Source organism: Paenibacillus sp. 1SOY10, from assembly GCF_056836745.1.
Genome location: NZ_JBXENK010000001.1, coordinates 756,214 through 769,939, shown reverse-complemented (window position 1 = coordinate 769,939; position 13,726 = coordinate 756,214). Strand labels below are relative to the sequence as shown.

The 13,726-nt window shown below is 50.0% G+C and carries 12 protein-coding genes; 11 read left to right on the top strand and 1 reads right to left on the bottom strand.

Annotated features, from left to right (window positions below; translation table 11 throughout):
- The first annotated feature begins 12 nt into the window (after nucleotides 1–12).
- The 7 genes from AC1VOR_RS03660 to AC1VOR_RS03630 all read left to right on the top strand — a co-directional run bounded on the left by AC1VOR_RS03660 (nucleotide 13) and on the right by AC1VOR_RS03630 (nucleotide 8,941).
- Nucleotides 13–2,295, top strand: a complete 2,283-nt coding sequence (locus AC1VOR_RS03660) for a helix-turn-helix domain-containing protein (RefSeq protein WP_482615912.1) — start codon at nucleotides 13–15, stop codon at nucleotides 2,293–2,295.
- 329 nt (nucleotides 2,296–2,624) lie between these two features.
- Nucleotides 2,625–3,482 carry an ABC transporter permease gene (locus tag AC1VOR_RS03655; RefSeq protein ID WP_482615911.1) on the top strand — a complete coding sequence of 286 codons (858 nt, stop codon included), beginning with the start codon at nucleotides 2,625–2,627 and terminating at the stop codon, nucleotides 3,480–3,482.
- 293 nt (nucleotides 3,483–3,775) lie between these two features.
- Nucleotides 3,776–4,648, top strand: coding sequence for a carbohydrate ABC transporter permease (locus tag AC1VOR_RS03650; protein ID WP_482616394.1), 873 nt, complete (start codon nucleotides 3,776–3,778; stop codon nucleotides 4,646–4,648).
- A 37-nt stretch (nucleotides 4,649–4,685) separates the two neighbouring features.
- Nucleotides 4,686–6,320 (top strand): extracellular solute-binding protein, encoded by a 1,635-nt coding sequence (locus tag AC1VOR_RS03645; protein WP_482615910.1) that lies wholly within the window; start codon nucleotides 4,686–4,688, stop codon nucleotides 6,318–6,320.
- Between the two features lie 16 nt (nucleotides 6,321–6,336).
- Complete coding sequence (locus tag AC1VOR_RS03640) at nucleotides 6,337–7,365, top strand: glycoside hydrolase family 88/105 protein (protein WP_482615909.1); 1,029 nt, start codon at nucleotides 6,337–6,339, stop codon at nucleotides 7,363–7,365.
- 43 nt (nucleotides 7,366–7,408) lie between these two features.
- Entirely contained in the window at nucleotides 7,409–7,738 is a 330-nt protein-coding gene (gene rhaM / locus AC1VOR_RS03635; protein WP_482615908.1) for an L-rhamnose mutarotase, read from the top strand.
- Between the two features lie 180 nt (nucleotides 7,739–7,918).
- Nucleotides 7,919–8,941, top strand: coding sequence for an L-rhamnose/proton symporter RhaT (locus tag AC1VOR_RS03630; protein WP_482615907.1), 1,023 nt, complete (start codon nucleotides 7,919–7,921; stop codon nucleotides 8,939–8,941).
- A gap of 1 nt (nucleotide 8,942) precedes the next feature.
- Here AC1VOR_RS03630 and AC1VOR_RS03625 read toward each other — a convergent pair whose 3' ends face one another.
- Nucleotides 8,943–9,596 carry a GntR family transcriptional regulator gene (locus AC1VOR_RS03625; protein ID WP_482615906.1) on the bottom strand — a complete coding sequence of 218 codons (654 nt, stop codon included), beginning with the start codon at nucleotides 9,594–9,596 and terminating at the stop codon, nucleotides 8,943–8,945.
- 164 nt (nucleotides 9,597–9,760) lie between these two features.
- Between AC1VOR_RS03625 and uxuA the strand changes: the two genes are divergently transcribed.
- The 4 genes from uxuA to AC1VOR_RS03605 all read left to right on the top strand — a co-directional run bounded on the left by uxuA (nucleotide 9,761) and on the right by AC1VOR_RS03605 (nucleotide 13,725).
- Nucleotides 9,761–10,837 (top strand): mannonate dehydratase, encoded by a 1,077-nt coding sequence (gene uxuA, locus AC1VOR_RS03620; RefSeq protein ID WP_482615905.1) that lies wholly within the window; start codon nucleotides 9,761–9,763, stop codon nucleotides 10,835–10,837.
- Nucleotides 10,837–12,453, top strand: a complete 1,617-nt coding sequence (locus AC1VOR_RS03615) for a mannitol dehydrogenase family protein (protein ID WP_482615904.1) — start codon at nucleotides 10,837–10,839, stop codon at nucleotides 12,451–12,453. The genes uxuA and AC1VOR_RS03615 overlap by 1 nt, the downstream gene beginning before the upstream one ends.
- Nucleotides 12,454–12,463: 10 nt before the next feature.
- The gene (locus AC1VOR_RS03610) at nucleotides 12,464–13,114 is read left to right on the top strand and encodes a bifunctional 2-keto-4-hydroxyglutarate aldolase/2-keto-3-deoxy-6-phosphogluconate aldolase (RefSeq protein ID WP_482615903.1); all 651 of its coding nucleotides are present in this window, start codon (nucleotides 12,464–12,466) and stop codon (nucleotides 13,112–13,114) included.
- A 158-nt stretch (nucleotides 13,115–13,272) separates the two neighbouring features.
- The gene (locus AC1VOR_RS03605; RefSeq protein WP_482615902.1) at nucleotides 13,273–13,725 is read left to right on the top strand and encodes a DUF6097 family protein; all 453 of its coding nucleotides are present in this window, start codon (nucleotides 13,273–13,275) and stop codon (nucleotides 13,723–13,725) included.
- Nucleotide 13,726 lies beyond the last annotated feature (1 nt).

The window sequence follows — 13,726 nt, the reverse complement described above, 5'->3', positions numbered from 1 at the left end:
GGGGGTTGAGCAATGAAACGAGTTCCGATGCTGCTTCAACTGGCGCTGATTCTGTTCTGCGTCATGGCCATTCCGTTGTCCATCTTGACTTGGTACAGCGGAGCGCAGATCCTGCGAAATTCCGAGCTAGAGATTGCAGAATCAGCACTCGCCGGGCTGAATGCGAACCGAAACTTGAATGAGAATGCGCTGAACAATCTGGCACAGGATGCCGTAAGGCTGTCTTCGACCCATATTTATGATGGTATCCGTAATTTCAAGACCTATGATGAGCTTGGAGAGAGTTACGGTAATATGAGCAGTGCCCTTACGGTGTTGAACGAATTGGTGAATCTGAATCACAGAGTGGATGGCGTGTACTCCAGCTATTTTTATCTGGAGGGTGCGAACTATGTCATTTCCACGGATAAGGGAATTACGACGCTGGACAGATATGAGCCGATCGAATGGACCGAGCAGGCGCTGACCGGACGGATAGGGATTGGAGGGATCTGGCATCCTCGGGAATTAAGTTCGGGGACGAACGTCATTTCTTACGTGCTGCCACTAAATCGCTTATCGACGACAACAAGAGGAATGGTAGTTATTAATTTGCGGGAAAGCCAGGTGGCAACTTACCTGCGATCGTCAGAGCCTGGCGAGCATGGATTTATGCTCATGAAGCGAGATGGCAAGATCATTTCCCATCATGATAAAGGCCTGCTGCTTACTAATGGAAGAGAGCTGCCGTTTGTCGAGAACATCCTGAATCAGGGAATCAGGCAAGGGTATGCATTTCATGAGCAGGATGGCAAGCGGCTGCTGTACGCCTGGTCCTACTCGGAGCGGTACCGCTGGTGGAATGTAAGCATCTTGTCGATGGATGAGCTGATGACGGAGACTCGCATAATGCAGCGTAGCATTCTGCTGTTGACGGTGGCCATCTTCTTCGTCGGGACTTTGCTGTCCGTCTTTCTTGCCACATGGTTGTCCAAGCCCGTGCGCAAGCTGGTTCGCAGTGTGCGGGCGCGTAGTAACTTGGGGATATCGGGGCGAAATGAGCTTGCCTTTCTTGATGTGGCTTTTCGGCGAATGCAGGAGGAGGAGGAAGAACTTCATCTGCTGCTGCGCCAGCGTGAACGGGATACGCGTAGTCTGGCTATTCATAATCTGCTGAAAGGCGAGGTATCGGAGCAGGCTGTGAGCATGTTCCCCGAGCCCCATTGTCTGGTCGCCATTGTCTCGATTGATCGATACCGGAATTATGTGCGCCAGGCTAATGCGGAGACTCGCAGCTATCATCGCTACCTATTCAATACTCAATGTGAAGGCTTGTTCCCGGAGAATATTCATGCTTACAGCGTGTATCAGGGCGAGGGCTATTTTGCAATGGTGATGAATTATGGCGAGGAAGCAGCAGGAGGCATTGATGGCACAGAAATTCACGATGCACTTGTGGGGATTAGAACTGTGGCGGAGGACATCTTTGGTCATACGGTGACGATCGGGGTGAGCAGTCCGGCTGCCTTAAGCGGAAATATGGCTGACCGGGCGGCTGAGGCTAGAGAGATGATTAAGTACAGAATGATTGAAGGAAGCCGGGGCATTATTTTCTGGAAAGAATCAGCAGACAACCGCAGCAGGAAATACGTCTACCCATCGCGCAGTGAAAGGAAAATCCTCAATTTTCTCGACACGCGTAACTTGAACCTTATTCAACAGGAGCTGGCTGTGATCCGGCAAGAAATCATTACGGCTGATTATATTTCCTACGATAATATCATGTTCATCTATAACCAACTGCTTAGCGTCACGATCAAGCATCTCAGAGAAAATAACATCAGCACGGAACGAATCTTCGCGGGGCGGGGCAACATGTATTCTGCTATTGCCTCTTTGGATACGCTTGACGAACTGGAGGAATACCTGGGCGGCTTCTTTGGCGAGATCATTCAATATCTTACAAGGAATCAAGGGGAGGCCGGATATGGTGAGCGCATTGTCCGCTATCTGGAGCAGCATTATTGCGAGGAAATCGTCTTTGAAAATATGGCCAAGGAAATCGGCATCAGTTATTCCTATATGCGGAGAGTCGTGTATGAATTTACCGGGAAGAGCTTGCTTGATTATCTGAATCAGCTACGCATTGAGAAGGCGAAGCAATTGTTGCTGGACACTTCGCTCACCATTACTCAAATCGCTGCTGAAGTGGGGTACTACAATGTCCAGAGCTTCAACCGGTTTTTTCGTAAATATGAGGGTATGGCTCCAAGCAGCTATAAGTCAGCCAGGACAAACACCTCGCAACCAGGATGAAGGAGCTGTTCCGGTCCGTCTATTTTGCTTACAGGCATCATTAATGATTATTTTCCCCGGTAAAATTCCCGCCACTGCAAGCAGCAATCAAAAATGACAAATAGAATCAAAACTCATGATTTACCGGTATCAAGGTGGAGCGTAAGATGAAACACAGCCTCCCCCCAAGGTTCTCCACGAGATTTCGGGCGGGGAAGGAATGACCAAGCGTAGGAGGTGAGATTCTGAAAATTGAAAGCGCTTCAAAAGTTAAAGGTTCTCTAGGCCCCAAGGAGCCATTAGGGAAGGGCTCCGCTTTTTATCTTCGCCGGGACCTTGAGCTTTACCTGATGCTGCTGATCCCGATTGCCTTCGTACTTGTATTCAAATACGCCCCGATGTCCGGACTGGTATTAGCGTTCAAGGATTACAAGATTGCTCATGGCGTCTGGGGCAGTGAATGGGTCGGGTTCGAGGTATTCAGAGAGCTGTTTGCCAAGCATGATTTCGCCCGTGCTGTCCGCAATACGTTGCTGCTGAATTGCCTTGATCTTGTCTTCAGCTTCACCATGCCCATTGTCCTGGCGTTATTGCTCAATGAGGTAAGGAACATCCGCTTCAAGCGAATTAACCAGACGTTGCTCTATTTACCGCATTTTCTATCCTGGATAATCATCGGTGCCATCGCCTATCAACTGCTGAGCGAAGGTAGCGGCGTGGTCAACAATGTAATTGCCATGATGGGTGGCAATCGGGTTCCGTTCCTGCAAGAGGATGTTAACTGGCTGGTCAGTTATCTGGCAATTGGGGTTTGGCAGAGCATGGGCTGGGGAACCATCATTTATCTTGCAGCGATCAGCGGTATTAATCCCGAGCTGTACGAGGCGGCAACCGTTGACGGTGCAGGCCGCTGGCGGAAGGTATGGAATATATCTCTGCCGTCGATTCGCTCGACCATCGTAACTTTGTTAATTATGAATCTGGGTCGGGTCATGGAGGGCTCGTTCGAACGAATTTATGCCCTGCAAAATAAAGCCACCACCGAGTTTACAACAACGATTCCGGTGCTGGTCTACCGCTGGGGAATCGAGGGAGGGAATTTCAGCCGGGCGACGGCGCTTGGACTGTTCCAATCCCTGATCGGCATCATGCTGGTGCTGATGGCGGATCGTATCGCCAAGAAGCTAGGAGAAGACGGACTACTATAAATTGAAAGTTCAAAAAGTCGGGTTTACAGGACCAAGAAGGTTGGATGAAGCTAGGGACTGAGTAGCGGAGCTACAAGTTTTCGGAGAAAACTACTTCGGAAGCATAGGTACGTGAGCAACTCAAATGTTTCAGAAGGAAACATACTACGGAAGCCTATGCTGGGCCCGGCTGAATTCAAGATTCGACGCCCGAATTTACTTCTCGAACAACTACGTCCTGGGAAGATGACTTTTTGAACAACATATCAAAGAAAGGAGGCGGGTTCTTGAAGTCTTCGGGCAACGTACTTACCATGCATCGCAAGAGACGCTTTGACACCTGGGATGTGCTGATTCATCTCTCGCTGATCATCGCCTCGCTAATTTGTTTGCTGCCGTTTCTCCATGTTGCAGCTAAATCGCTTAGCTCGGATGCTTTTGTCATCGCGAACAAGGTGTTTCTCCTGCCGCGTGGCTTCACGTTTGAAGCTTATGGCAAAATTTTTGCCGACGCCAGTATACTTCGTTCTCTCTATATCTCGGTCCTTGTCACGGTTGTATTTACCCTTCTCGGGATGATAATTACCGTCTGCGCAGCCTACCCTTTATCACGCAAGCAGCTTAAGGGCCGTACCACATTGACGATGATCTTCATGATTACCTTATATTTCAGTGGCGGCATTATTCCTGAATATATGTTGATGAATCAGCTTGGCATGCTTGACACCCTGTGGGCGCTTATTCTACCGCAGGCATTCAGCGCGTTTAACTTCCTGATCATGAAGACAGCTATTTCAAGCAGTGTTCCGGTAAGCCTTGAGGAATCAGCAAGAATCGATGGTGCGGGGCATTTCCGTATCTTGTGGAGTATCGTCCTGCCGCTTTCCAAGCCGATTATTGCCACGTTATCACTCTTCTATGCTGTGGGTCGCTGGAACGCGTATCAAGACGCTCTTTTTTACATCAAGCAAGCGGTGGAACTTCGGCCCTTGCAGCTCAAATTGTACTACCTGGTCATTCAAGCCAGCGAAAGCTTCCAGTTGGAGGCAACACAGGTTCAACTCAGCAACCCTGAGGTTCTAAAGGCATCGTGTGTTGTCTTTGCGACACTCCCGATCCTTTGCATCTATCCGTTTATTCAGAAATATTTCGTGCAAGGCGTTTTGCTGGGGGCAGTCAAGGAGTAGTATAGCAAGATCATTTGAAAAAAACGGGGGAAAAGCGATGAATCAAAGAAGAGTTTTCTCGATAGTCATGGCTTTGTTCGTAACCATCAGTGTGCTGTCCGCATGTACAGGCAATTCGGAGCAAAGTGCTAAAAAGTCGAATACGCCATCGGACAACTCTGCGAACGTTCCGGGAGAATATGTAGATTATTCGGAAGGATTTCCCGAGAAGGTCACGCTGGAAATTCCGGTCTATGAGCGGGCGTTCGAAGGCTGGAATGTGACGGATAATTACTATACCCGCTGGATTCAGCAGGAATTCGGAGATAAGTATAACATCGAGGTTAAATTTACTCCAATTACCCGCACGAGCGAGGTCACGGACTATGAGCAATTGCTGGCTTCGCACAAGGCTCCGGACATTATTTTTCACTATGACATGCCGCAAGCCTTGGCCTACTACGGGGAAGATGTGATGCAAGAGCTGGATTATGAGGAAATAGCTCACTATGCTCCGACCTACTGGAAAAATGTGAGTTCAACGATAGAGAAGTATGGCAGTGTAGACGGGAACAAAGTTTTTTTCTTTGCCAATCGTCCCTCTGCGGACAACTTTACTACGCTCATTCGGAAGGATTGGGTGGAGCAAGTGGGGATGAAAATGGAGGATCTGACTTCCTTGGAGAAATTTAACGAGCTGCTGGCAAAATGGAAGGAAGCCGGCCTTGGCGTTGGTGGCGTTAGCTTGCTGCAGAACAACTACAACTTCAATTATCCATTCCGGGACTGGCCGTTCGACGAGAAAGAACGGGCTCTGTATTCTGATCTTAGTGTGGCGGATTTGCCGTCTCCGGCAACCGAGCGCTATCTGCGCAATCTCAACAATCAGTACCACAATGGGTTAATCGACAAGGAATTCTATCTGCGCAATGATGAGGCCAAGACGAAGGCTGAGTTCGTAGCCGGTAAGACCGGAACGTTCGCCTTCTATCTTACCAGCAATACAGACGTTATATCGGCTACGCTTGTCAACAATCCGGATGCCGAGTTCGCGGTGCTCCCTCCAGCAGCCGGTGTAGCGGAAGGATATCAGCCGCAGGGACGTGCCTACTGGCCATTCGGCTTCATCATGGGTATCAATTACGAATCAACGACCGAGGAACGTAGAGCGGTGTGGATGTATCTGGAATGGATGAGCCAGCCGGACAATTTGTTCTTCCTGCAAAATGGAGTTGAAGGCGAGAATTACACGCTCGATGCGGATGGTATTGCGGTGAAGATAGCCGATTTTGCAGGTGAGTCGAAGCTGTCCAATAACAATAACAAAGATTACTGGGGACTTGTTACGGAAATGGCTGAATACGCCAGCCCGGAATTGTCGCGGAAGTCGTATATCCGCAATTGGGCACCTCCAGGATACGAGTATCTGGCTGAAGATATGCTTAAGTATTATGACGAGGTGGAGGAATATCGCACACCAGACGCTTTGTTCAGTGTCGTTCTTGAGAAAGTGAACGAATATAAGGCCGATCTGAACTCATTGTTCCAGGAGCTGTATGTCAAGTGTGTTCTTGCCCCTGAAGGAGAGTTCGATGCCATATACGAAGCTGCGAAGAAGACTTACCTGAATGCGGGCTACCAAGAAATACTTGACGAGAAGCAGAAAGCGATTGAAGCAGGACAATACAATTAATCCGGGAGGGTGATTAGTGTTGAAGCTAACATCGGTTCCGTCCGAGCTGAGGCCAATCGCTGGACGTGTGGCGGACTATATTTTCGGCATGGACCTGACCTGGGACTGGCCGGGAGGGGTTGCCTTCTACGGAGTCAGCTCCATCTACGAAGCCACCGGGGAAGAGACTTATCTTGAACGGATGGTGGCCTGGTGTGAGGAGTACATCGAGGCGGGCCTTCCGGCATGGACTGTGAACACCTGCGCGATGGGACATATGCTGCTCACGTTGTATGAACACACCCAAGACCCAAAGTACCTCGATTTGATATTAAGCAAGATCGATTATATCCAGAACAAGGCGCCAAGATTCGGAGAACGGGTGCTTCAGCATACGGTATCCACCAAGAATGATTTCCCCGAGCAGTGCTGGGCGGATACCCTGTTTATGGCGGCCTACTTCATGCTGCGTACGGGCGTGATGCTTGGGGAGAAGCCGCTGATAGAAGATGCGCTGCAGCAATTTTATTGGCATATCCATTACTTGCAAGATGAGGAATCCGGGCTTTGGTACCACGGTTACAACAACCTCAGTAAGGATCATATGTCCGGCATCTACTGGGCTCGCGCCAACGCTTGGGCAGCCTATACGATGTCCCGGGCGGCAACGGGGGTACCGGAAGGTTATCTCTACCCACCGATGATGCATATATGGAGCTCCTTGCGGGATCAACTCGCAGCGATTAAGAAGCTGCAACAGGGTAGTGGACTCTGGGGAACCGTGCTGGATGTTCCGGAGGCTTATGGTGAAGTGTCAGCAACGGCGGGAATAGCGGCCGCGATGCTGATACAAGGCAATCCCCTCCATGCAAAATTTGTGCAGAAAGCGCTGAACGGTGTACTTGATCATGTTGCTGCGAATGGACGTGTTCTTAATGTATCCGGGGGAACCGCCGTGATGAATCATATGGAAGACTACCTTGCGGTGGATCGAAAATGGGCTCAGGGCTGGGGACAGGGTCTCGTGTTAGCATTATTAGCTGCTGCCATCAAACACGGTGAATGATATGCTTTTATAGAGAATCATCGTGTGAGAGGGAGGTGGAGCGATGATAAGAAAAGCCTCATTAATGAAGGTGTACGAAGATTGTCATGAGGAATATCATCAACGTCATGATGAGCTTTGGCCTGAGATGGAAGAGATGCTGTTCAGTCACGGAGTCGTGAGTTACTCTATTTTTTTAGATGAGTCTACCAGCAATCTATTTGCCTACCTAGAGATTGAGGATGAAGCTCTCTGGAGCCAGGCCGCGGATACGGATGTTTGCCGAAAGTGGTGGGACAGCATGAAGGATCTTATGGAGACGCATGCGGATCACAGTCCTGTGAGCCGTGAGTTGAAGGAGGTATTCTTTCTGGAAAGAAAGCCGGGAGAGTAAATGGAGACGGCCCCTGAATGCCTCAGGGGCCGTCTTTCTTCATCATGCAGGCTCTCAAAAATTAATATGATAATGCTCTAATTATATAGGTTGTATTATTGTTGCTCTCTCTTTATAGTAAACATGATTGTACATATAATAGTTGGGCCTTTATAACAAGGCAGGAGGAGAGAGAATCAATTGTTGACAGGTTTTTTGCTCTTATTATTGGCTTGTTTCTTTCAAGGAAGTTTTGGACTTGGCATGAAGAAATATCAACCCTTCTCGTGGGAAGCCTTCTGGGTTATCTTTTCCGTGGTGGGCATTTTGCTCATTCCCTGGTTATGGACCTGGATTGAAGTACCGGAGTTCCTGAATTATGTGCGCGAGACCCCGGTTAAGGTGCTTGGCCTGGCGTCTCTATGTGGCTTGTTGTGGGGTGTTAGCTCCATTCTGTTCGGCAAAGCGGTGGACTCCATAGGTGTATCGCTGACGTATGGTGTAAACATGGGGATTTCAGCGTCGCTGGGATCACTGATTCCGTTGCTCCTGTTCGGCAATCTGCCCAGAGCAGCTTCCTTCATCGTATTGCTTGCTGGCATGGTCATCATGCTTGGCGGGGTTGTGGTGATTACCAAGGCGGGTCTGGATAAGGAGAAGTGGCTCAAGCAACAGGGGAGAGGACAAGGCGGAGCTTCTGCTCCGGCCGTGCCGTTGTCCAAGGGGCTGCTCATGGCCTCGATAGCCGGTCTTGGCTCGGCGGCGATGAACATTGGCTTCGCCTATGCGAACCGGACGCTGGATATCGCTGCAGGACATGGGGTATCCGCGATGAGCGCCAGTCTGATTCCGTGGGTGGTTACGCTATCCGGCGGTTTTGTGGCGAACTTCGCCTATGCCTTCTACAAGCTGATTCAGAACCGGACCTATCGCGATTATGTGAAGCCGGGCTGCGGTAAGGCGTATGTTAAAGCCATCGGGACTGCGTTAATCTGGTTTTTTGCGCTCGGCTTCTATGCCAAGGCGACGGTCCTGCTCGGACCCATCGGCTCCAGTGTAGGCTGGTTGGCCTTTAACGGCCTGGCTCTGATCGTGAGCAATGCCTGGGGACTGAAGGACGGCGAATGGAAGGGCTTCCCGGGGCCGAAGAAGCAGCTTATGATCGGAAATGCTATTCTGATCGCGTCCTGGGTCGTAGTGGGCATCGCCAACAGCTTGGCATGAATTAAGGTTTAATATATTCTGCAAAGTTCTCCTGTAAATACCGTGAATTAATATCCTCTCTGAGATGGTGATGGATCAGCGCATCGAGCTGGTCCATTTCTTTATGCATCATCAGCTCCAGCATCGTCTGATGCTCCTGGTGGATCTCCACCAGCTTTTCCTTCCTAAGCATATGCAATCTGCGGTATCGGGCGTAATGGATGCTGGACTGTTGAATGAGGTCCCACAGGAACTCCCGACCAGCCAGCCGGAACAGGGATTGGTGGAAAGCATCATCCAGATTAAGGAATCGCTCACCGTCTTCCTCCTCATGGATCACGGTCTGTTGCTGATCCAGTATTTCCTTGAGCTCATGTACCCCTGTAAGCAGCAGGCGGGAGGACAACTCTTTAATAATTTCCTTCTCCAGCACGCTGCGTAAATAGATCATTTGCTCCACCGACTGCAAATCAATGAAGGATACCAGATTCCCCTTCTTGGGATAGATATCGATATAGGACTCCAGGCTAAGCTGCTTTAGCACATCTCGAAGTGGGGTCCTTGAAATTTGATAACGTTCGGAGAGTGCGGTTTCGCTTAAGATGGAGCCGGGCTTGAGCTTTAACGTCACAATTTCCTGTTTTAAGGTCTCTCTGATCTTTTCTTTGATCGGCATTTGTACTCCTGCTTTGTTTTTTAATCTAGTATACATGAAATTATTCATTAGAGAAAGAAATGCCAGTAATAATCCGTGTTGACAAAAGGAGAAAGCTGTTTTATGATCAAACCGATCTTGTATACAAGATTATTTTAATCATTCAAGGGGAGGCCTGATTATTAATGAACATGACATGGCGGTGGTATGGGGAAGGGAACGACAACATTACACTGGATCATATTCGGCAAATTCCTGGAGTTATGGGGATTGTCTGGTCTTTGCACAACAAGATAGCCGGAGAGGTCTGGGAAATGGAAGAGATTCAGAAGGTGGCAGACCAGATTACGAGCAAAGGGTTCAGCACCGCCGTGGTCGAAAGCGTGAATGTTCATGATGATATTAAAATTGGCTTGCCTACACGTGATCATTACATTGATATCTATATCGATACCATCCGTAAGTTGTCCAAAGTAGGTGTGAAGGTCATTTGCTACAATTTCATGCCGATCTTTGACTGGACGCGTACCGAACTATATAAAGAGCTTCCGGACGGATCAAATGCCTTGTTTTATGAAAAGGCTGCCATTCTGGATCATCCGCGGGAGATGGTGGACCGCATTCTGGCTGGAGCCGGGGCGTTTACGATGCCGGGCTGGGAACCGGAGCGGCTGGCGAAGCTGGATGAGCTTTTTGCCGCCTATGCCGATGTGACGGAAGAGAAGCTGTTTGAGAACTTAATATATTTCCTGAAGCGCATTATTCCAGTGTGCGAGGAAGTGGATATCAAGATGGCGATTCATCCGGATGATCCGGCGTGGCCGATCTTTGGCTTGCCAAGGATTATTCGCAGTCGCGACACGATTCGCCGTATGCTGGATGCCGTGGACAGTCCGTACAATGGCCTGACCTTCTGTACCGGATCGCTTGGGACAAATCCGGATAATGATTTGCCGGCGATGATTCGTGAATTCCATGATCGGATTTATTTTGCTCATATTCGTAATGTGAAGGTATTTGAGAACGGAGACTTTATCGAGGTATCCCATCGGGGGCGTGACGGCAGTGTAGATATTGCCGAGGTGGTGAAAGCCTATCATGAGAGCGGTTATACCGGCTATGTGCGTCCCGACCATGGGCGTCATTTATGGGGAGAAGAGAAGAATTGCCGTCCGGGATACGGCCTGTACGATCGGGCGCTTGGGATTATGTATTTGCTGGGGGTTTGGGATAGTCTGGAAAATGCGAGGGAGGCGAAGTAATGCTTCGTTTATCTTTAAGCAGTATTTCGGATGAAGCATCTGCCTGGGCGTCTGCGGGTGTGGAGCTTCCCAAGTTTGATATTGCTCAGGTGACGGAGAATACCGGCAAGAAGCCGCAATGGGTTCATTTCGGGGCAGGCAACATCTTTCGGGGCTTCGTAGCCAATGCGCATCAGCGATTGCTGGATAGCGGGAAGGCGGATACGGGGATTATCGCTGTCAATTCCTATGATCTCGATAAGGTGGATTCGGGTCGCAAGCCGGCTGGTATTTTAACACTATTGGTACTGATCAATGCTCGCGGAGAATTTCGGAAGAGCGTGGTTGGCAGTATTGTGGATACGATTACAGCAGACCCGGCCTGGGAAGCTGAATATAACCGCTTAGTCCATGTGTTTGAGCAGCCGAGCCTGCAAATGGCCAGCTTCACCATCACGGAGAAGGGATACGCCCTCACCGGACCGAATGGGCACTACCTGGATACCGCCAAGCAAGATATCAAGAATGGCCCGGCTGCGCCGAAGCATACGATGAGCAAGGTGGCTGCCCTGGCGTACCGCCGCTATCTGAAAAACGCCTATCCCATGAGCTTTGTCAGCATGGATAACTGCTCGCATAATGGTGACAAGCTGAAGCAGGCGGTCGTAACGATTGCCCGAGAATGGGCGAAGAACGGCTTGGTAGAAGCCGGCTTTATCACTTACCTTGAGGACGAGAGCCGAATCACCTTCCCCTTGTCCATGATTGATAAGATCACGCCGCGCCCGTCAGAACAGGTGCAGGCAGCGTTGCTGGAGCAGGGCATCGGGGGGATGGAGGTGGCGGTCACCTCCCAGAACACCTATGTGGCTCCTTTCGTTAATGCGGAGATCAGCGAATATCTGGTGATTGAGGACAAATTCGCAAATGGTCGGCCACCGCTAGAGGAAGCGGGTATCATTCTGACCGACAGAGCTACGGTTAATCAGGTGGAGACGATGAAGGTAACGACTTGCCTGAATCCACTCCATACGGGCCTTGCGGTAACCGGATGCCTGCTGGGCTATACGCTAATCTCCGATACGATGCAGGATGCTACGCTTCGTAAACTGGTAGAAACCATAGGCTACGACGAGGGCCTGCCGGTCGTGGTCGACCCGGGTATTCTTGATCCGAAGCAGTTCCTCGATGAGGTGCTGCAGGAGCGGTTCGCCAACCCGTTTATTCCCGATACGCCGCAACGAATTGCATCCGACACTTCGCAAAAGGTAGGCATACGGTTCGGTGAGACGATTAAATCATATATCCGTAGGGAGGACCTGAATCCGGCTAGCCTGACGGCAATTCCGCTGGCGATTGCCGCCTGGTGTCGCTATCTGCTAGGAATGGATGATACAGGCAAGCCGTTTGTGCCAAGCCCCGACCCCTTGCTTGCGGTACTGCAAGGACATTTGGCGGGGGTTAAGCTGGGGGATACGACTTCAGGCGTACGTGCAATTCTGGAAGATGAGCAGATCTTTGGCGTTTCCTTGTATGCCGCTGGTCTCGGTGAAAAGATTGAACGCATGTTTTATGAAATGCTGGAGGCCCCGGGGGCAGTACGAAGTACGCTGAATAAATACTTGGAATTGCCGTAAGGAGGAGCAGATGAAGAAGCTTAAGGTATTAGGAGGTTTGCAGGAGTGCGGCGTGGTGGCGGTCATCCGTGCAGAGAGCGGAGAGGAAGCTTATAACATGGCGGTCGCTTGCGTGAATGGCGGACTCACGAATCTGGAAGTGACGTTCACTACGCCGGACGCCCAAGAGGTTATTCGTCGGCTGGTAGCCCAATATGGCGACCAGGCACTGGTCGGTGCCGGAACGGTGCTTGACCCGGTAACGGCGAGGATTGCCATGCTGGCAGGTGCGGAATTTGTGGTTAGCCCATCCTTTGATCAGGAGACCGCACAGCTATGCAACCTGTACGGTATTCCCTATATGCCGGGAGTACTGACGTTAAGCGAAATCAAGGAAGCGTTGAAGCACGGGGCAGATGTTCTCAAATTGTTCCCAGGCAGCGCTTATGGCCCTGGCTTTGTCAAGGCGGTGAAGGGGCCGATGCCTCATGTCAACATCATGCCGACGGGCGGAGTTGATCTTGATAATATGGAGCAATGGCTGAAGGCCGGCTGCCTGGCGGTAGGCATTGGCGGGAATCTGACCGCTCCGGCCAAGGAGGGGCGTTACGACCAAATTACCGAATTGGCAGCGGCTTATGTAGCCCGGTTCAAGGCTTGCTCTATAGCGAGTTCTAAATAAGGTACGGCGCCTCTTGTAAACCATACCTAAGGCCCAGGAAGACAGCGGTATTTTCGCAAATACAGTACCAAGATACTAATGATTTGCACCTCGGTTGGTAGTATAATAATCACATTGTCTTGGTGGTTAATTAATCAATTTCGAGGATGTGCTGTACGATGAATGCGGGAAAAATTCTGTTAAAAACTCTGGAATTCAGCCACGAGCTGGATGTGCTGCATAAGCATATTACAACGAACCAATTGCCAGTCAGAAAGAGCGATTCCTTTGACAAGCAATGCTTTTTCCTGGAGGAATATCTTAAGGAAGACACCTATCAATCTGTGTATCGCAAGATGAACGCTGTCAACAAATGGTCTGGCATTGTAGCCGTCCCCGTGTTTCTGATTATTGCGGCGGCATTTGTATACGGGAAGTGGATTAATCCGTCGTTCGACGTATTCGGGTTCTTTGTAGATAACCCGGTGCTGTATATTGTGCCTGCTATTCTGATTGTCATTACTTTAACGTTGGCGTTGGTTCATCAGTCCTTGCGCAAGAAACTCTATGAGCAAATTTACCCGCGGTTAAAGGCCAAATTAGAGGTAAGAGAAGGCGCTACGGGTTCGTAGG

Coding starts and splice junctions, on each gene's coding strand:
- rhaM (WP_482615908.1), top strand. CDS start 7,409: ATGATAAGAAAAGCCTCATTAATGAAGGTGTACGAAGATTGTCATGAG.
- AC1VOR_RS03615 (WP_482615904.1), top strand. CDS start 10,837: ATGCTTCGTTTATCTTTAAGCAGTATTTCGGATGAAGCATCTGCCTGG.
- AC1VOR_RS03625 (WP_482615906.1), bottom strand. CDS start 9,596: ATGCCGATCAAAGAAAAGATCAGAGAGACCTTAAAACAGGAAATTGTG.
- AC1VOR_RS03660 (WP_482615912.1), top strand. CDS start 13: ATGAAACGAGTTCCGATGCTGCTTCAACTGGCGCTGATTCTGTTCTGC.
- AC1VOR_RS03610 (WP_482615903.1), top strand. CDS start 12,464: ATGAAGAAGCTTAAGGTATTAGGAGGTTTGCAGGAGTGCGGCGTGGTG.
- AC1VOR_RS03650 (WP_482616394.1), top strand. CDS start 3,776: ATGCATCGCAAGAGACGCTTTGACACCTGGGATGTGCTGATTCATCTC.
- AC1VOR_RS03645 (WP_482615910.1), top strand. CDS start 4,686: ATGAATCAAAGAAGAGTTTTCTCGATAGTCATGGCTTTGTTCGTAACC.
- uxuA (WP_482615905.1), top strand. CDS start 9,761: ATGAACATGACATGGCGGTGGTATGGGGAAGGGAACGACAACATTACA.
- AC1VOR_RS03655 (WP_482615911.1), top strand. CDS start 2,625: ATGCTGCTGATCCCGATTGCCTTCGTACTTGTATTCAAATACGCCCCG.
- AC1VOR_RS03605 (WP_482615902.1), top strand. CDS start 13,273: ATGAATGCGGGAAAAATTCTGTTAAAAACTCTGGAATTCAGCCACGAG.